We start from the raw sequence: 17,927 nt of genomic DNA on the forward strand, positions 1-17,927 counted from the left end.
CCCGAAAAGGTTGATGGCGACCGTGTGCAGGAGGTAGAGATTTATCTTAATTTCATTGGCAAGTTTGATTTGCCGGAGCCTGAATTGACAGCGGAGGAAATCAAGCGTCAGGAACAGTTGAAGCGTCACCGTATCGTGAGCCGTGAACGCTATCAGTTGATGAAAGCGGGCAAGCATAAAGTAGGACAGCCTTTTACCCTTAAATGTAAATGTTGTGGCAATTCATTTGAATCCAAGATGTCTAATACGCTGTTCTGCTCTCCAAAATGTCGAGCGAAATATTATCGTCGGCAAGAATCGGAAAAGCGGATGCGTGAAATAGTTTGCAATTACTGCGGTAAAACATTCGTTGCTACAAGAAGTGATGTCAAGTATTGTTGCAAGGAATGCAAAGAAGAAGCAAATCGTATCATGCGAAAAGAACGCTACGAGATGAAGAAACAACAAAAGTTGAATCAGAACACTTCCGACACGGTGTTCATCGAAGAAAAGAAAACAGCATAATAAATTAACGCTGCGGCGGCTTGTGAGAGCAATTTCACAAGCCGCCTTTTTGATTGGAGGTATTTATAATGAGTTTTACAGAGAAAGAGTTTTTACAGGCAAAGCATCGACTGGAAGAAGCGCAGGCTCGCAACCGTGTGAAGGAGCGTTCAGTTCGGACACATCGACTTATCCAAGAGGGAGCTATTTTAGAGAAAGCTATGCCGCAAGTTAGGCAAATGTCATTGGAACAGTTGGAGGGTTATCTATGCAGTCTGCTCAAATAATCATTATCAATGGGACGCTTCGAGAAATCGGAGCGTTTCTTCTTTTATCCCGAAGGGCGCACTTACTCACCACCTGCGAAGCAGGCGGTGGTATCCCTCCCGCTGGTCAGGCTCGTGCGCTCTTCACGAACTGTCTTTCAGCCAGTTCTCCAGAGGGGGCAGGAAATGCCGCAGGCTGGCATTCCCTGTGCAGTCGGCACTTCTGCTTATGCAGAGATTGGTGCTTACCGCACCAATCCGGCAGATGCTCTGCCCGCCTCCTGCCTGCGAAAACCTGCCACCGGCAGCTTTATCGCAGTTATGGACGGCTTGCACCGCCCATTTTCTTTTTGCGAAAAAGAAACAAAAACCAAGAACGAAAGGACAATGAGAACAAATGGCGATCTATCATTTGGAAGCAAAGATTGTGAGCCGGGGAAACGGGCGCTCCGCAGTTGCGGCTTCCGCCTATCTGAGCTGCACCAACATTCTGAATGATTATGACGGAGTACGACACGACTATACCCGAAAGAAAGGACTTGTATGGCGAGAGGTTTTTCTGCCGGAATATGCCCCGCAGGAATGGCAGGACAGGGCTGTGTTGTGGAACGCTGTTGAAGAAAATGAGAAAACCAAAGACAGCCGACTTGCCCGTGAGTTTGTTCCGGCTCTGCCTGTTGAGCTTACAAAAACACAATGGCAAGAGTTGTTGAGCGATTTTATACAAGAGAGTTTTGTGGCAGATGGAATGTGTGCGGATGTGGCAATTCATGACCCATATCCGCCCGGTCACAATCCCCACGCTCACATTATGCTGACAGTTCGCCCGCTGGACGAAAACGGCAAATGGCAATACAAGACTGAGAAAGAATATCTCTGTATCAAGGACGGCGAGGAACGGGGTTTTACTGCCGCCGAATTCAAAGCGGCACAGACTAACGGATGGGAGAAACAATATCAGTACAAGGTCGGCAGGAAGAAAGTGTATATGACGCCCTCCGAAGCTGAGAAGCATGGATATGAGCGAGCCAGCAAATATCCCCAAAGCACCAAATTCGGCAGACAAAATCCCATCTCCGAGCGCTGGAACAGTGAGGAGCAGCTTGTGGAGTGGCGCAAAGCATGGGCTGACGTGACCAATCGCTATTTGGAGCAGTACGTTCACGATGCACGTATTGACCACCGAAGCCACGCTGAGCGAGGTTTGGATGAACAGCCAACGATTCACGAGGGTGTGGTTGCCCGTGCTTTGGAAAAGAAAGGCATTATCTCTGACCGCTGTGAAATCAACCGACAGATTAAAGCGGATAATGCTCTGCTCCGTGAACTGAAAGCAGCAGTTAAGAAGCTGATGCTGGCAGCCAAAAGCACAGTACCCGCCATTGCAGAAGCCATGGAAAAGCTGCGTGGGAATATGATTATTTTCAAATATCAGCTATTGCACATCGGAGGGGGCAAGCAGGCAATCAGTAAATCCTTAAAAATGTATCGTGAGGATATGGCGGAATACACCGCCCTTGCGGATAAAATCAAGGAGAAATCCAAAGAGCGCAAGACGCTGTTGGCTGAGAAGAAAGCTACGCCTGTCATCCATGTTTTGAAGCACCGAGAACTTTCCAGCCGTATCGCAGAGCTGACAGAAGATTTGGAAGAACTGCGGACAGAAAAGGCAATGCTGCTCCGTCGGTTTCAATACCCGGAGAACGCTACTGCCGATATGCTCCGAAAGGAAATCCGCACTCTGGAGGACAGTCTGAGAAAGCTGGAAGCCAGTGAAGCCAAGTACGCTACCGAGCTTGACAGTGCCTTAAAGCAGTATGCCGAGCTGCAGGAGCAGGCGGCAGAGTTTGACCCAATAGAGCTTCACGATGCACGGCTGACGATTCGCTCCGAACAGGAACGCCAAGCCACACAGCGAGTGCAGGATGCCTATGGCGATAAATATGATATGCTCCGTATGTATGACAGCAAGAGGAGTGTGGCAAATCTGCTGAATGAGGGTGTTGAGGAACACTCTATCCGTGAAAAACTACGGGCAAAGCAGAAAGAGCAAAAACAGCAACAAGCACAGAGAAAGCCGAAACGCCACGAACATGAGCATTAAAATGGGGCTGTTGCTTTACAGCCCCTTTTGCTTACATCGTAAAATTCTGTAGTAATGAGAGATGTACTAACACTTATGTGTTTAGTAAACAGCAGATCTCTCCGTGATTATGATAAAAATAAGCAGCTTTTATCCTCAATTCATATTCATCGCTGAATATCCTTTTGGGGTGAAACAAAATTCCCAAGCTGTTGTTCAATCAATAGGTTGGATATTTCAAGAGCCCTCATTCTTCTTTTTGCCAGCGTGATCTGTGACTTGTATCTATGTACATTCTCTTTCTCTTCAAAAGTTTTAATTGTTTCCCGCAATTTGTGTAATGTTGAATCATTCTGCCGTTTCGCTTCCGATAATTCCTCTTGTGTAAATATGACTCCACTCTCCATTTTTTCTTTATCTCCTTCAAGCGTTTGAATGTATCAAATCATAATTCTCTCTTTTTCCATCGAATTACAGAAATCCATACACAAAAGGCAGTGATGGCTATTGCCAAGAGCAAATAGGCAAGGCGAAAACCTTCTACAATTAAGTCATAGGCATCAAAATACCGCAGCGGAGACAGAAAGTCGAGGGCATGTATATCACTATAATCAATCACTACTGAAATTCCATAGGAAAGTAAGAGAAAAGCTGTTCCGGCCTTTACCGCACTTTTATACTTTCTGGACAAACTGGAAATTGCAAGAGCAATGGAAAAAAGTACAAGCTGCGTCAAAAATAAACCAATCACAGTCACCACTTCGGCACCTTTCTGTTCCAGTCCTCCTACCGGAAGAATAATCATCATATAGGCAAAGATGCCATAAAATACAGAAAAAACAATGAAGTTACAGACAGACGCAATTACCTTTGCAATTATGATTTTCTCCCTGGAAGCTGGTTTTGTAAACAGATATTCCGCAGTATGAAGTTCCGTTTCTTTTGTGATACAGGACAGTCCTAAATAAATCGCATAAGCAAAAGCAAGAATGGCTGTCCAGAAATAAAGACAGGTATACCATCCCAAAGCGGTACTCAAGTCAGCTTTCACTCCAAACATCAGCAACATAATTGGAGGAAATGTTCCCATCATTTTTTCTAACTCGCCCATATTTTCTTTCAAGGAAAGATACTCAAAAAAACAGAATCCAATCAGCATAAAAACCAATGCCAGCCAGATTACTAACATCTTCCTACTTTGTTTCAATTCTTTTTTAATTAGTGTTTTCAAACTGAGTCCCTCCTTTATGAACGGAATTGAACATCTTTTTTTAGGAAAAGAAAATAAGCGGCTGCTATGCACACAACCAGCAGGAGCATATACCAAATCATATAGGTCACATCATAGAATCCGGAGGATGCAATATCTGCCGCACCAAAGAAGGAATAGGGTGACAGAAATCCAATTCCTTTTGTTCCGGCAATACGGGAAAAGCTGGTTATGCAATATTCTGCAAAAATGATTAGTCCTGCAGTTAGCAAAGGTTTACGATTATTTGAAAAAACAGCTCCGATCAGCAACCCCAATGCTGAAAAAATAATCGTCAAAAGTGTCAGTGAATTGGCAATTAAAAAAAACTCGCCAAGTGAAAAAGTGGGACGAAAAAGTACCAGTGTCAAAAGAGAGGCCAGTGCAAAGCATATACTGACAATCAGCGAACCAAACAAAACCACCAAAGCCTTTGCTAAGAATATTTCTTTCCGGGTATGTGGCTTTGTAAATAAATATTCAGAGGTCTTTCCAGCAAACTCTTTCGTGTGAATTGAAATTCCAAAGTGCAAAGCAAAAATCCCTGCAGCTATCATAAAAAAGCTTGTCAAAAAGCCATAGACACCCAAAGGCTCTGTCATGTACCCCCTGGAAATACCGATACTTTGGAAAAAAGAACTGTTACCCAAAGTTTCATAAAGAGTATTTGAGGTCTCTCCAGCACTATTAAATAAGCCATAATAAACGGGTGTCATCACGAAGATACAGATTGCTAAAGCGAGAGACCATCCCAATATATACTTTCTAAATTGCTTCATTTCATATTTGAAAATTATCATCTGCAAATCCTCCTATTCGTAATAATGAAGAAAGATTTCTTCCAGAGAGGGTTCTTCCAAAAAAATATCTACCAGATCAAGCTCATGAAGCTTCTCCATAATTACAGTGATATTCCCGTTGTACATAAAGGTAACATTGGTGTTATCATAAGACATTTTATAATCTGCAATCCCTTCGTTTCCCCAATATTCCTTTGGAATTGGCTGTTTGGTTGTTACAGATATTTTCTTATAACCACGTTCCCTAAGCTCTTTCATGGATTGGATTCCAACCAATTTTCCCTCTTTGAGAATCGCAACTCGGTTGCAAAGTTTTTGAACCTCGCTCAAAACATGGGAAGATAGAAAAATGGTAGTTCCTTTACGGTTTTCCTCCAGAAGAATTTCATAAAACACCTGTTGGATCAGAGGATCTAAACCGCTGGTGGGTTCATCCATAATCACTAACTTAGGTGAAGTCATGAGAGCCGAAACAATTCCCACTTTCTTTCGATTGCCCAAAGATAAATCTGCGATTTTGCGGCTCATATCCAAATGTAATCGTTCAGTCAACTCACACATTTTGTTTTTGCAGTCCATGGCATATAAGTCGGCTGTGTATTGTAATAACTCATGGACTTTCATATTTTCATAATAACTGTCCTCGCTGGGCAAATAACCAAGATTACGGGCAATTTTACTTGCCTGAGTCTGGCAATCCATTCCAAAGATACTTGCCGTTCCAGCAGTTGGGCGGATTAGCCCCATCAGAGTGCGGATTGTGGTGGATTTTCCTGCACCGTTTGGGCCAATAAATCCGAAAATTTCCCCCTCGCTTACGGAAAAACTCAGCTCTTGAATGCCCCGATGCTTTCCATAACACTTTGTCAATCCATTCAATTCGATAATTTGTTCACTCATAGTAGATATTCCTCCTTATAAAAATTACGACGTATGGCTTCCATCATTTCTTGAAATTCACTCAAGACAAGTTCACATTCCGAATGGGCTATTTCTCTTTGAAAACGAATGGCATAACCTTCTGCCATCAGATTTAAAATTCCCGCAACAGTTTTTGCATCATCTGAATTCTTAAATTTTATTACATCTTCGTCCTTTAGAATAAAACTGTCACGAAACTGGTTTGTTTCTGCACGAAACTCCGTTAAAATATCCTGTACATCTCTTGCGTTTTCTGTCCACGCCCCTGCTATGAACTGAGAAATATACGGATTGCGTTTCAACAAATCCATCTCCATAAAACTGGATGCCAAAATGCGGTCAAAGAGATTCGATTGTTCGCTTTTATCCTGAAAAGATTCTTTGAGAAGCTTTTCGCAATATAGCAGCAGATACTCATATAATTTCAGCTTATTCCCGAAATATTGAAATACAGACGCTTTAGATATTCCGGCTGATGTGGCAATATCGCTAATAGACGCTTTATCGTAACCGTGCTTTCCGAAGCATTGAAGCGCCGCATTGACGATAGAATTTTGTTTCTTTTCATCAAGTGCAAAAAATTTTTCCATGGTCTACCTCCAAAAACCGAATCGGTTATTGTGTATAATATAACACAAATAACCGATTCTGTCAATATATAAATTGCACTTCTATACCAATAATTCTATTTCATTCTAATCAAATAGAAAGTTCATTGAGATTTATTGCTTTTTAGCAAAAAATACCCTTGACATATCTTATCTCAGAAGAAGTTACTAAAACGCTTCGCAAAGGAAAATAGACTTAGCAATACCCGATACTATGTTGACGACGGCTATACCGGTACAAATTTTGAGCGTCCCGGTTTTCAAAAAATGATTGAGGACATTGACCTCGGATATATCTCAACGGTAATAGTCAAAGACTTGTCCCGTCTCGGACGGCGGTACGATATGGTCGGATATTATATGGACACCTATTTTCCCGACAGAGATGTTCGGTTCATTGCCGTTAATGATAATATAGACAGCGATGAAGGCGAAAGCGAAATTGCACCTTTCAAGAATGTACTGAATGAGTTTTACGCAAGGGACATCAGCAAGAAATGCCGTTCGTCCTATCGTATCAGGGGTAGTACAGGCGAGCCTTTAGCTCCGCCGCCATATGGATATATCAAATCTCCCGATAATCCTAAGAAGTGGGTTATTGATCCCGAAGCGGCGCAGGTCGTTCGTGACATCTTCAAAATGGCGCTTGAAGGCAAGAGTAACGAAACAATAGCCCGTATTTTGCAAGAGCGCAAGGTTCTGATTCCTATGGCATATTGGCAAGAAAAGGGTATCCGAAAAGGCGGTAAGGTAACACAGCCTAACAAATACAAGTGGTGCAAAACCACTATCACCAAAATTCTCACTCAGCAGGAGTATTGCGGCGATATCATCAACTTCAAGACTTATTCCAAATCATACAAGAATAAGAAACGCTACGATAATCCTAAAGAAAACTGGGTGATTTTCAAGGATGTTCACGAGCCGATTATCAATCGTGATGATTTCGAGTTGGTGCAGACGCTTGTCGTAAAGACAAAGCGCCGTGCTCCTAAACAGAGAAACGGCGAAAAGAATATGTTTTGTGACTTTCTCTACTGTGCCGATTGCGGCAGTAAGCTATGGTATCACACGAATACCACCAACAAGGAAATCCATTATTTCAGCTGTTCCAACTACAAAAAGGATACCCGTGGCAACTGTGAAACACGGCACTATATCCGTGCTGATGCTATCGAACAGGTCGTAATGCTGGAACTCCGTCGTTTAGCAAAGTATCTGGAATCTCACGAGGAAGAATTTGCAAAGCTTCTCGCCGAGAAAACCAACGCCGATATCTTGGCGGAGCAGAAGAATTTGGAAACAGAGCTTAAACGTGCAACCGCTCGAAACGAAATGATCACTTCTCTTTTCGCCAAAACCTACGAGGACAATGTATCCGGCAAGCTGAGCGATGAGATGTATATGGAGCTGTCGCACAAATATGAGGTTGAACGCCTTGAACTGAAAACAAAAATTTTCGAGTACAAGGAACGCCTTGCCAAAATCAGCGAAATGGAACAAAACAAGGATGATTTCCTAAAAGCTGTCCGTAAATGTATGGAGATGGATTCACTGACAGCGCCAATGCTGCGTGAGCTTATCGACCACATTGACGTGTACGAAAAGGAAGGCGGCAAAAAGAACTACACGCAACGCATCGTCATCTATTATCGTTTTGTCGGCTACTTGGAGCTACCATCAGAGGACGAGAACTACAAAGCCAACACCCGAAAAGGTGTAGACGTAGAGTATATCCCCACAGCAAAATCCGCATAAGACAAAAGGTGAGCAGGCACATCAACCTGCTCACCAGATACAAATCGGATGAAATTGAATAAAAGAATGAGTGTCCATAACGTAAATCCGTTATGAACACTCATACTGGTGCGGGTGACAGGACTTGAACCTGCACACCGTGAAGCACAAGAACCTAAATCTTGCGTGTCTGCCAATTCCACCACACCCGCATAAGTATTAACTTAATTGACAAAGGCTATTATACACAACAAAGTGGGTTTTGTCAACAGTATAGAGCAGCAAAACTTATTAATGCCTTACATAAAAACAAATAATTACAAAACTGCCAACATTAATTAGGTTATAAAATGAAATTTGCAGAACAACATTTTTAATCTTAAAACACACAATTAAATGATAATAATATAACTATCTTAAAAGTTTAACAACATTAACCCTATATTTCTTAGTCTGAGAGTCAATTGATTTGTTGTTTAAAAGCAATACATCTACTAAGAGAATAATAATTGAATCCAACAACGGTATGACCACTGAAATTATCGTCTTGTGTTGAATACTTCCAAGATTAATACCGTCTAATGAATAATGAGTCACGTTTTGATTTGCCATCAGGTTAAGCAAATATGCAGAAAAGCTGTTCACGTCCGCCGGATTGAACAGTCCAAGCAAAAATAAATTTCCTATATTAAACAGTATAAAAAAGCCATAGAAAATTAAAACCGCCTGAACCACTTTTCGAGTTAATATAGATATTGCCATTGACAATAATATAATATAAACGATTGACAAATCAACAATAATAATCATTTCTGCTAAAAACATTACATTTGAATTATTGTACAAAATATTAGCTGCTATCAAAAGTGTATCTATAACAGGCAATGTTAATAAAACAAGTAATATGAATTTACTAACATAAAAATCTATCATATTATATCCCTGCTGAATATAAAAATTATTTACCCCTCTTTCATAATCTTTTGTAAATGTCTGAATAAACACAAATCCTAAAATCAAATATGTAAACTGTGTATATGCTTTATAAATACTTATCATACTTGCCATTGGTGAATTGTTGCTGTAACAAACATAATCGAGCACCATGCCCAATATGCCGATTGCTAAAATCAGTGCTATCGTCATAGCAACAACCCCGGAACGAATCAATCTGACAAATTCAAAACGAAGAAGCCTTTGCATTACACAACTCCTCCATTAATATAATTTGAAATATCATTTACATTGTAGTTACCTATATATTTCTTAAACAAAGCTTTTTCTTTATTCATAATATATATCTTTCCGCCCAAAGCAAGGGCATCCTCAATATAATGTGTCGTATTAAAAATCACTATATCATTTTGCTTTGCCAATAACCTTAATTTATCGGTAAGTACATTTCTGTTTTTGAAATCCAATCCGTTACTGGCTTCATCCAAAATCAGAATATTCTTCTTTGTTGACAAAGCGCAAAAAATTTCCAATATTCGCCGTTCTCCGGTACTTAGGTTCCCGACTTCTTTATACTTTATTTCAGATATATAGTTATATATTTCAGGAAATATCCGCTTAACGTATGAAATTTTACCGATGCCCATAAAACAAAAAATGTCTTTGATTAAAACTTCTTTTGGCACGCTGACATAATCCGAGACAACAACCGCGTTGTTTGTAATCGTACTGCTTATTATACCGCTTGCGGGTTTTACCCTACCCATCAGCATTTTGTAAAAGGTAGATTTGCCGCAGCCGGTTTCACCGATAATATTAATTATATCGCCGTAATTAAAATCAATATTTACATCTTTGTATACAACATTTTCTTCGCCAAGCAGAGCCAAATCAAATTTTAAATTATACATTTAGCTCTAACCACCTTAAAATGTAAAATCAATAAAACAATCCACAATTGTATGTAAAAAATATATGATAAAAGCACGGCACAGCGGCAATAATAATTTAAGGCAAATTGAGGTTTAGGATTTGATACAAAATTTCAATGCTGTGCCGCGCTGTTACCCTCAAATTTAAGGGGGCAAGAATTAACGTACTGCGTTAATTTCTTGCAGATATATGTTTAATAAAATTTATCCATTCATATTCGGATATATTTTTTTCTTTTGCAGCTCTGAGAGCTTTATTTACAACCTCGTGTTCGCTTATGTATGTTGCAATATCGCCTGCTACCGTAGGATATGACTTGGATTTTGCTGCCAAATCCATCATTTCAGCTTCTTCCTCACTGTTGAGCGACAAGGCTTTTGAAAGCTTTGTCAATATGTTATACTTTGGTGCTGAACGTGAGCCGTTTTCAATTCCGCTTACATATGACGGAGACACCTCAATTAGTTGAGATAATCTGCGAATTGTAAGACCTTTTCTTTTCCTTTTTTCAAAAATATAGCTTCCAAATGTCATAATTCTTTAACCCGTTTCAAAATTAGCAAACGCTTTTGCTGATTGCCATAACTGATAAATACCCGCCTGATTACGCAAAGCAGCAGCAACAGCAATTTGTGATGCTTTGCTGAATTGCTGTTGCCGCCTTCCGCAACTTATTTCCTTGCTTTCTGAATCAGCTCAGAAATGTTCTTTGGTTCCTTTGGCTGATAATTAAATACCTGCGAAGCTGCATTAGCTGACTTCTCTGCATTTCTTAAACTTCTTTCCGCCAAAAGCTCAAGCATTTTTCTTTTCATTGTTCTTTCCTCCAAGTTTTAAAATATATTTTAAAGAGCATTGCACAATTATAAATTAACTATGTAACGTCTCTTTAATTCTACCCATTATCATATGAACACAAATAACAAAAATAGTAATTGTTATTGTCGTACTTATGATATATAAATCTGAAAAATACTTATTTATAATTCCGCATATTATAAATAAAATATTCATAAAAGCAAGGCTGTAAAGTTTAAATTTTCGACGGTCTTTTAATTCAATCGGTTTGTTTTTGTTTTGAAGCGGCGCAAAAATCAAAAGAACATCAAGACAAAATACATAACACAAAAATTCAACCGCAACCGGAATGTCCTGAATGAATGATATTGCCAAAACAGTGCACAAAGTAGTTATAAAAAATATTGTATTGCACATTAAATGTGTGTCTGCATGATAGCCGCCGCAAAACTTCCTGAATGTGATAAAAATCACAAAATAACACAATGTTTCAATATATTTTTTTGTAACCAGTGCAACCAACAGCGCAAGCAACGTACCAATAATATTTGATATCATTGTTTGAAATCCGAAACAATAAAGTTCTTTAAATTCACTGTTTATTATTTTTTTTTGCAACAAAAAAGTGGTTAGTTTGTTACTCAGATAAAGAATCATAATGTCACCTTGAAAGTAATATTTCATCTTTTCTAAGTACAATCTAAACCACTTTTGTCGATTTTATATTCTTTTTTAGAATTATCTTCCCAAACGGTCAATTTGCTTCCTATTCGGTAGATTTTTGGAGCATAATTTCGCAAATGAACTCATTTTCGACTTCATAGTACTCCAAAAATCCGTTATTTTTTTCAACCATCTCCTTAACTCTTTTTGTTCCGATTCCGTGTAAATCTTTATTTTCTTTACTTGTAACCAAATTTCGGTTATTTTTTAATACCGACTCTTCAATATGGTTACCGACTTTTACAAAGAGATAATCATTTACATTTTTTATCAAAAGCTCAATATACGGTTCTTTTACATTTTCCTCCGCTTCAATAGCATTATCCAACAGATTGAAAAGGATTACACTCAAATCAATTGTATTATACAGATTCAAATTAGCAACTATGCTGCATTTTACATTTATGTTTTTCTTCTCACACAAGGCAAATTTATTATTTATAACAGCACTTATTGCCGAGTTATCAATATTTACATAGTTTTTTGTTTTTTCTACCACATTTGCCAGTCCTTGGCTCATATAGTCCCTTGCTTCGTCATATTTATTTTCATCAAGGAGAGTTATTGAACACTCGACAAAATTTTTGTAATCATGTTTGAGCTTGCGCATATTATTATACTGGTCTTTCATCAAATCAATCTCTTCGAGTTCCTGTTCAGCAACAAAGCGATGAACCTTTAGATTATATAACTCCTGGTTTTTAACAGAAATTCTGTTCATCAATGTAACCGTCAAAATATTAACCACAATTGTTGAGGCAAATAAAGATATTATACAAATAAAAGAAACAGCATCGACCTTAATTATTTGCATAAAATGTAGTGCTGCAATTCCGATTATAACTGTACACAATAACACAGAAGCGATAAATATCCATTCAGAGGCACGGAAATTGCTTTCCTTTCTTCTGAATATTTTTATCAACAGCATTACGCCATAAAGCAAAATAAGTTTTGTAAATACAAGGCTTGATAGCCTCTGCATATTTTGGGCAAACAGCAAATCTCTAAAATTAAGGTAAAATACAAACCTAAGCATTGAAAATGAAATTAATGATGCAAGTATAATTATAACTTCAATCAAAAAGGATACGAATATTTTTGTTGGTGCCTTTCCTCTTAGGAAAAATAACGAATATAATATATTCAACGCAAGATAAACGAACTCTGCAATATACACATTTACAAAGCTTGAGTAACTCATAGTAAATATGTCATTAATTGTTACCAACAATGTATGTATAATAATTATTGAAGCAAATGCGATATTTGAAACTACTCTTCCGTATTTGTCTCCAAAAATTCTTCTTAAACAATATTCCTGCAAAAAAACTTCAATTATTGTTGCACAAAGCTCTATTACACTCCACATATTAGCCCCTGCTGTAATTCATAAAATTCTCTTTGACGCACTGCAATCGTCGGCGGCTCACGGGTATCTTATTACCGTCATCCAAAACAACCGCATCACTTTCTATTGAATATATATGCTTACAATTAACGATGTAGCTGCTGTGAGTTCTTACAAAGCCCATGAAATCTACCTGCAATTCTAACTCTGATAATGATGATAAAAGCCTCACCTTATCATTTTTAAGGCACATATAAACATTGTGTCCAACACTTGTAAATGCGTAAATATCTGCAACTCGGTATTTTTGAAAGCCTTCGGTGGTCTTTAACGGCAATAAATAATTATCGCACATACAAAATTCAACGGCAGATTTTATTGCTTCATTAATCTCATCAATATGGTCCTTTCTTATAAATCTAAACGGTGAAACCTGAAAAGATTCATAAACATAATTTTCAAGATTGGTAACAAACATCAAAAGTGATTTGTCACCGTTTATTCTAAGCTGTTTTGCCACTTCCATGCCGCTTTCGCCCGGCATTTCAATGTCAAGAAAAATGATGTCAAAATTACACTCAGAATGTTGTTTTATAAAATCCGCACCGTTATTAAACATACAAATATTATATTGATATTGGTTTTCTCTGAAAAAATCTTTTAAAAGTTTGTAAATTCTGTCGCACATTATTTTTTCATCATCAACAACAGCAATGTTAAGCATAATCCATCACCTCTGGATAAATTATAACACACTCAGGTCAATTTGTACATAACTTGTGCACAAATATCATAAAAAACGACACTAAATAAAGATATACACATTAATATATTACATTTAGAAAAATACATAAATTCACTAAATATTGGCTCACAATTGTAAAATTTGTGCACTTTTGTTATCGTTGTGTGTAATTTAATTCGTTAATAATAACACTTTTATTTAGCCGATGCAGCGAAATATTATAAGCTTCTAAAAATTGAGCGGCATAGATTTGCACTATGCCGCTCAAGTTAAATTAAATTCAATTAATCGATAATAACCGATTCACCTACTCTTCCGGTCTGGGCATAGCCTCCCGAAAGATACTTCTGAATCAAAGTTGCGTCTTCAACTGTAACTTTTCCGTCGCCGTTTACATCTGAAATTGCAGTAGCAACGCCGTCAAGTGCAACCATATCAAGGCTTGCCTTTTGAATAAGTGTAGCGTCTTCAATTGTTACAACGCCGTCCAAATTTGCATCACCGTAAATGTATGATTTACCTGATGTTGACGGAACGTCAGAACCCTTTGTTACATCAGTTGCTTCAACTTCTTCTTTTGCAGGGGTAAGGTCAGTATCAGTCCAAGACTTTGAAGTGTTCAAAGCAAAAATCTTTGAACTCTTGTTGATTCTGAGTTTTGTTGACGAACCATCACCCGGATACTGCTGATTTGAACCCGAACCATTGATAATTACAGTTGCATAATCGGATTTTGAAAGGTCAAAGTTTGAACTCGTTACTTCACCTGTTTCATTATCCTTTTCAAGGCAGGTTGTCGGAACTTCAATGTAGTAATATCCTGAAGCGGCATCATACTGCATTGGCTGACCCGGCCAGCCGTTGTTTGTATAGGTCTTTTCAGAAGAAGTTTCCTCATCATAGATATATACATTATACGGTGCCTTCCAAGAAGCTCTCTTTTCGGTATTAAAGAATATATAAACGCCCGAACCGTTATCTTCCTGCTTTACATACTTGTATGATGTAGTTGTAGTCTGATTATTGCTGTCAGTTGCAGTAAGAGTAAGGTTAATTGTGTCGCCGTAGTTGTAATCAGAACCGATGCGGATTGTTGTTTTGCCTGTATATGTTACAGGAGTTGAATTATCAAGGCAATATGTACCTGAAACAGCGTTTTCAAGGTCAAGAGTAGTTGTCATTGTTTCGCCCTTGAATGTTCCGCTCTCGGCAGAACAGGTATTTCTCGGAGTTGTTTTTCCGTCATATACAACTGCAACGCCTGTTGAGCCGATAGAACCTGTAAGAGTACCGTTACTTACAGTAAACTTGTTGCCAGAAACTGTATCGGTATATGTACCGTCAGCTATTCCTGTGCCGGAAATGCTTACATCTGCATTTGTTCCGCTTGTATTTGAAAGAACAATTCCGCTTGTTCCTCTTTCAACATATGCAACGCTTCCCGAGTATCCGAGATTTTCTGATTGACCTACAAAGAGGTTGTGGAATTTATTTATCTCAGAAACGGCTGTGCCCTTATATGTAGTATCTGTTGCAGCTTCGCCCATAAGAGCATTGCCGGGACGTGCAAAGTAAAGAGAAGTTGCGTCTTTTCTTGCCGCAACAATTGCCCATGCCTTTACAATATTTTCAGCAGAAACACCTGCTGTATTTGAAAGTCCTGCTGAACCTGAGGTGCCCTCATATGTGTCGTGTGATTCAGCCCAAATAACAACATCAGAAGCGTCAGCACCAGACTTATAGCGTGCGTTTGACGCTGTTGAAGCCTTGCCGTTAACAACAGCGTTCAAAACTGAGTCGCCTGTTCTGTTATCAGTAAAGTTAATATACTTTGCATACGAATCATAGCTTCTGCCCGAACCGCAGGTATTGAGTATTTCACCGTAGATATAAAGGTCGTCACCGGTTTTTGCTTTGTAATACTCGCCTGCTTTTGAGCTGATTTCTTCCCAATAGTCAGATGCATATGCACCGTCATCAGTAGTTTCGATATGCTTAGCAGCGTCAAAACGGAATCCGTCAACGCCGCAGTCAATACATTCCTTAAGCAATGATACAACTGCATCTTGAACATTCTGGTTACCTGTATTAAGGTCGGGACAGTTTGAAAGATGTCCCTGAACAATACTCTTTATGCTGGAATCGCTTGCTGTAATCTTATTTTTGCGGAAATAATCGCTCTTATTATCGTAAAAATCAGGTTGATATGTCTTAACCTGGGGACTCAACGAGTTAGGGTCAGATTCATTTTCATTGCCCATATGGTTAGAAACGATATCGCAAATAATTTTTATGCCGTACTTTTCTGCCTCGGTACAAAGGTCCTTAAGCTCATCTTTGGTACCAAGCCAAGACTGCTGAGCAATTGACATACTTACCGGCTGATAGAGTTTCCACCACTGACCTGGTACGTCGCCTGAAGTTGAATAATCCTTTGGCTGCTGTACAGGTGAAGTCTGTACGGTTGAATATCCTGCTGCTGCAATTGCAGGAAGATTTTCTTTGATTGAATTGTAAGACCAGTTAAATGCATGCAAGATTACTCCATCCTGAACATTGGACTGAAGCGCAGCGTCAAAAACACTGCTATCTTTAATCTCAGTAGCATTTGCCGAAAACGCAAATGCAGCGGACGAAGAAAGTAAAGCTGCCGTGATAACGAGGCTTGCAACTTTTTTGAACATTTTCATCAAAAACATCCTTTCATTATAATGCAATTTAAATGCACTTTTATTATAGCAAAGCAGATTTTAAAAGTATATGTTATATGCTACAAAAATCTTGAAAATTTTTTGTGCATAATTTTAATAACAAGGAAAATATTTACAATCGGGAGCATAATAATAAATTTTACATTCCACTTTTTGTGTAAACCAATTGACTTTTTTATTGTATTAGAATATAATTTTTATGACGTTTTACAATGAATTTTTACAGCTTAAATGCTTGTTATTTATTAACGAACAGGGGTGCATAAATGAAACAGTTATCAAAGAAAACGGTTATATCCTTGCGGGATATTTTTGTAAGATTTGACGGCGAAGTTATCCTAAACCACATAAATCTTGATATCAAAGAAAAGGAATTTGTTACAATTCTTGGACCGAGCGGTTGTGGAAAGACCACCACACTGCGAATTATCGGCGGATTTGTTGAACCCGAAAGCGGCGATGTTATTTTTGACGGCAAAAGAATAAACAATTTGCCGCCAAACAAGCGCAACGTAAACACCGTTTTTCAGAAATATTCGCTGTTTCCTCATCTTAACGTTTATGATAACGTTGCTTTTGGTTTAAAACTCAAGAAGGTGCCCAAAAATATAATAAAAGAAAAAGTAACCAAAATGCTTGCAACCGTTGACCTTAAAGGTTACGAAAAGCGCTCAATTGCAAAGCTTTCAGGCGGTCAGCAACAGCGTGTTGCAATTGCAAGAGCGTTGGTGTGTGACCCTGAAATCATTTTGCTGGACGAGCCTTTGGGTGCGCTTGACCTTAAACTGCGTAAAAGTATGCAGCTTGAGTTAAAAGAAATTCAGCAAAAAACGGAGAAAACATTTATATATGTAACACATGACCAGGAAGAAGCTCTGACAATGAGCGACACCGTTGTTGTTATGAACAACGGCTCAATTGAACAAATCGGAACTCCGGAAGATATTTATAACGAACCGGTTAATGCATTTGTTGCCGACTTTATCGGCGAGGCAAATATTCTTAACGGCATTATGATTGACGACTGCCGCATAAAAATACTCGGAAAAGAGCTTGAGTGCGTTGACAAGGGCTTTGGAAAAAACACGCCTGTTGATGTTGTTATTCGCCCTGAGGATATTGAGATTACAAATCCCGAGGACGGACAGCTTGTGGGTGTTGTTGAAAATTCAACTTTCAAAGGCGTTCACTACGAGATGAGCGTTATGTGCGATAACTGCGAAATTCTTATCCACTCAACGAAAACCGCCGAAATCGGAAGTAAAATCGGAATGCGTGTAATTCCGTTTAATATTCAGATTATGAACAAGCTTCTGCCGTTTTATGACAATGTTATTGAGGCTGAAGTTTCGTATTCAAACAACGACGACAATTACTTTGAGTTTCTGCTTGAGGGTGAAACAATAAAGATTGAGAACCATTGTTATCCTCAGGGAACAAAGCTTAAAATCACTCTGCCTCCTAACGCTCTTTCACTTGCAGCCGACGGAATCGGTGACTTGAAAGACGTATACATTGAGTCGGTGGTTTACAAGGGCGAACACAATGAGATTATTCTTGAATCG

The 17,927-nt window shown here is 38.8% G+C and carries 17 protein-coding genes, 1 tRNA gene and 2 pseudogenes; 6 read left to right on the forward strand and 14 right to left on the reverse strand.

Translation table 11 applies throughout. The features are described 5' to 3' along the window. The 4 genes and pseudogenes from BLP46_RS07165 to mobQ all read left to right on the forward strand — a co-directional run. Nucleotides 1-504 (forward strand): annotated as a pseudogene (locus BLP46_RS07165) (recombinase family protein); the annotation flags it as partial. Nucleotides 505-572: 68 nt separating this feature from the next. Beyond that, complete coding sequence (locus tag BLP46_RS07170; RefSeq protein ID WP_092977676.1) at nucleotides 573-770, forward strand: DUF3847 domain-containing protein; 198 nt, start codon at nucleotides 573-575, stop codon at nucleotides 768-770. A gap of 165 nt (nucleotides 771-935) precedes the next feature. Continuing rightward, nucleotides 936-1,247, forward strand: coding sequence for a hypothetical protein (locus tag BLP46_RS12820; RefSeq protein ID WP_143000464.1), 312 nt, complete (start codon nucleotides 936-938; stop codon nucleotides 1,245-1,247). Then, entirely contained in the window at nucleotides 1,147-2,853 is a 1,707-nt protein-coding gene (gene mobQ / locus BLP46_RS07180) for a MobQ family relaxase (protein ID WP_092977680.1), read from the forward strand. Before BLP46_RS12820 ends, mobQ begins: the two co-directional genes overlap by 101 nt. Nucleotides 2,854-2,999: 146 nt before the next feature. Here mobQ and BLP46_RS07185 read toward each other — a convergent pair whose 3' ends face one another. The 5 genes from BLP46_RS07185 to BLP46_RS07205 are packed head-to-tail and all read right to left on the reverse strand — an operon-like array spanning nucleotide 3,000 to nucleotide 6,392. Continuing rightward, nucleotides 3,000-3,239: a hypothetical protein gene (locus tag BLP46_RS07185; RefSeq protein ID WP_092977682.1), complete on the reverse strand. Its 240-nt coding sequence runs from the start codon at nucleotides 3,237-3,239 to the stop codon at nucleotides 3,000-3,002. 38 nt (nucleotides 3,240-3,277) lie between these two features. Beyond that, complete coding sequence (locus tag BLP46_RS07190) at nucleotides 3,278-4,063, reverse strand: DUF2705 family protein (protein ID WP_092977684.1); 786 nt, start codon at nucleotides 4,061-4,063, stop codon at nucleotides 3,278-3,280. 14 nt (nucleotides 4,064-4,077) lie between these two features. Further along, a complete protein-coding gene (locus BLP46_RS07195; protein WP_092977686.1) occupies nucleotides 4,078-4,881 on the reverse strand; it encodes a DUF2705 family protein in 804 nt (267 codons plus the stop codon). Between the two features lie 12 nt (nucleotides 4,882-4,893). After that, the gene (locus tag BLP46_RS07200) at nucleotides 4,894-5,781 is read right to left on the reverse strand and encodes an ABC transporter ATP-binding protein (protein ID WP_092977688.1); all 888 of its coding nucleotides are present in this window, start codon (nucleotides 5,779-5,781) and stop codon (nucleotides 4,894-4,896) included. Then, nucleotides 5,778-6,392, reverse strand: a complete 615-nt coding sequence (locus BLP46_RS07205) for a TetR/AcrR family transcriptional regulator (RefSeq protein ID WP_092977690.1) — start codon at nucleotides 6,390-6,392, stop codon at nucleotides 5,778-5,780. The genes BLP46_RS07200 and BLP46_RS07205 overlap by 4 nt, the downstream gene beginning before the upstream one ends. A gap of 165 nt (nucleotides 6,393-6,557) precedes the next feature. Here BLP46_RS07205 and BLP46_RS07210 point away from each other — a divergent pair, with 165 nt between their 5' ends. Next, nucleotides 6,558-8,168 (forward strand): recombinase family protein, encoded by a 1,611-nt coding sequence (locus BLP46_RS07210; protein ID WP_318259525.1) that lies wholly within the window; start codon nucleotides 6,558-6,560, stop codon nucleotides 8,166-8,168. Between the two features lie 106 nt (nucleotides 8,169-8,274). On the opposite strand, the gene BLP46_RS07215 is transcribed toward BLP46_RS07210, so the two are convergent. The 9 genes from BLP46_RS07215 to BLP46_RS07255 all read right to left on the reverse strand — a co-directional run bounded on the left by BLP46_RS07215 (nucleotide 8,275) and on the right by BLP46_RS07255 (nucleotide 16,341). Next, nucleotides 8,275-8,359: transfer RNA gene (locus BLP46_RS07215), tRNA-Leu, on the reverse strand. A gap of 199 nt (nucleotides 8,360-8,558) precedes the next feature. After that, nucleotides 8,559-9,350: a hypothetical protein gene (locus tag BLP46_RS07220; protein ID WP_092977694.1), complete on the reverse strand. Its 792-nt coding sequence runs from the start codon at nucleotides 9,348-9,350 to the stop codon at nucleotides 8,559-8,561. Continuing rightward, nucleotides 9,350-10,012, reverse strand: a complete 663-nt coding sequence (locus BLP46_RS07225; RefSeq protein ID WP_092977696.1) for an ATP-binding cassette domain-containing protein — start codon at nucleotides 10,010-10,012, stop codon at nucleotides 9,350-9,352. The genes BLP46_RS07220 and BLP46_RS07225 overlap by 1 nt, the downstream gene beginning before the upstream one ends. A 193-nt stretch (nucleotides 10,013-10,205) precedes the next feature. Further along, nucleotides 10,206-10,568 (reverse strand): helix-turn-helix domain-containing protein, encoded by a 363-nt coding sequence (locus tag BLP46_RS07230; protein WP_092977698.1) that lies wholly within the window; start codon nucleotides 10,566-10,568, stop codon nucleotides 10,206-10,208. A gap of 137 nt (nucleotides 10,569-10,705) precedes the next feature. Next, nucleotides 10,706-10,849: a cyclic lactone autoinducer peptide gene (locus BLP46_RS07235; RefSeq protein WP_092977700.1), complete on the reverse strand. Its 144-nt coding sequence runs from the start codon at nucleotides 10,847-10,849 to the stop codon at nucleotides 10,706-10,708. 55 nt (nucleotides 10,850-10,904) lie between these two features. Beyond that, nucleotides 10,905-11,516, reverse strand: coding sequence for an accessory gene regulator B family protein (locus BLP46_RS07240; RefSeq protein WP_318259526.1), 612 nt, complete (start codon nucleotides 11,514-11,516; stop codon nucleotides 10,905-10,907). A gap of 82 nt (nucleotides 11,517-11,598) precedes the next feature. Then, a complete protein-coding gene (locus tag BLP46_RS07245; RefSeq protein ID WP_092977704.1) occupies nucleotides 11,599-12,927 on the reverse strand; it encodes a sensor histidine kinase in 1,329 nt (442 codons plus the stop codon). A gap of 1 nt (nucleotide 12,928) precedes the next feature. After that, the gene (locus BLP46_RS07250) at nucleotides 12,929-13,630 is read right to left on the reverse strand and encodes a LytR/AlgR family response regulator transcription factor (protein WP_092977706.1); all 702 of its coding nucleotides are present in this window, start codon (nucleotides 13,628-13,630) and stop codon (nucleotides 12,929-12,931) included. A gap of 305 nt (nucleotides 13,631-13,935) precedes the next feature. Further along, nucleotides 13,936-16,341, reverse strand: a complete 2,406-nt coding sequence (locus BLP46_RS07255) for an alpha-amylase family glycosyl hydrolase (RefSeq protein ID WP_167669209.1) — start codon at nucleotides 16,339-16,341, stop codon at nucleotides 13,936-13,938. 287 nt (nucleotides 16,342-16,628) lie between these two features. Here BLP46_RS07255 and BLP46_RS07260 point away from each other — a divergent pair. Then, a pseudogene (locus tag BLP46_RS07260) lies at nucleotides 16,629-17,672 on the forward strand (ABC transporter ATP-binding protein); the annotation flags it as partial. Nucleotides 17,673-17,927 lie beyond the last annotated feature (255 nt).

Source organism: Ruminococcus sp. YE282 (assembly GCA_900101355.1).
Lineage (GTDB): Bacteria > Bacillota > Clostridia > Oscillospirales > Acutalibacteraceae > Ruminococcoides > Ruminococcoides bromii_A.

Excerpts from the sequence above, each read along its gene's own strand:
- BLP46_RS07170 (WP_092977676.1), top strand. The coding sequence starts at position 573 with ATGAGTTTTACAGAGAAAGAGTTTTTACAGGCAAAGCATCGACTGGAA.
- BLP46_RS12820 (WP_143000464.1), top strand. The coding sequence starts at position 936 with ATGCCGCAGGCTGGCATTCCCTGTGCAGTCGGCACTTCTGCTTATGCA.
- mobQ (WP_092977680.1), top strand. The coding sequence starts at position 1,147 with ATGGCGATCTATCATTTGGAAGCAAAGATTGTGAGCCGGGGAAACGGG.
- BLP46_RS07185 (WP_092977682.1), bottom strand. The coding sequence starts at position 3,239 with ATGGAGAGTGGAGTCATATTTACACAAGAGGAATTATCGGAAGCGAAA.
- BLP46_RS07195 (WP_092977686.1), bottom strand. The coding sequence starts at position 4,881 with ATGATAATTTTCAAATATGAAATGAAGCAATTTAGAAAGTATATATTG.
- BLP46_RS07200 (WP_092977688.1), bottom strand. The coding sequence starts at position 5,781 with ATGAGTGAACAAATTATCGAATTGAATGGATTGACAAAGTGTTATGGA.
- BLP46_RS07205 (WP_092977690.1), bottom strand. The coding sequence starts at position 6,392 with ATGGAAAAATTTTTTGCACTTGATGAAAAGAAACAAAATTCTATCGTC.
- BLP46_RS07220 (WP_092977694.1), bottom strand. The coding sequence starts at position 9,350 with ATGCAAAGGCTTCTTCGTTTTGAATTTGTCAGATTGATTCGTTCCGGG.
- BLP46_RS07225 (WP_092977696.1), bottom strand. The coding sequence starts at position 10,012 with ATGTATAATTTAAAATTTGATTTGGCTCTGCTTGGCGAAGAAAATGTT.
- BLP46_RS07230 (WP_092977698.1), bottom strand. The coding sequence starts at position 10,568 with ATGACATTTGGAAGCTATATTTTTGAAAAAAGGAAAAGAAAAGGTCTT.
- BLP46_RS07235 (WP_092977700.1), bottom strand. The coding sequence starts at position 10,849 with ATGAAAAGAAAAATGCTTGAGCTTTTGGCGGAAAGAAGTTTAAGAAAT.
- BLP46_RS07240 (WP_318259526.1), bottom strand. The coding sequence starts at position 11,516 with ATGAAATATTACTTTCAAGGTGACATTATGATTCTTTATCTGAGTAAC.
- BLP46_RS07245 (WP_092977704.1), bottom strand. The coding sequence starts at position 12,927 with ATGTGGAGTGTAATAGAGCTTTGTGCAACAATAATTGAAGTTTTTTTG.
- BLP46_RS07250 (WP_092977706.1), bottom strand. The coding sequence starts at position 13,630 with ATGCTTAACATTGCTGTTGTTGATGATGAAAAAATAATGTGCGACAGA.
- BLP46_RS07255 (WP_167669209.1), bottom strand. The coding sequence starts at position 16,341 with ATGAAAATGTTCAAAAAAGTTGCAAGCCTCGTTATCACGGCAGCTTTA.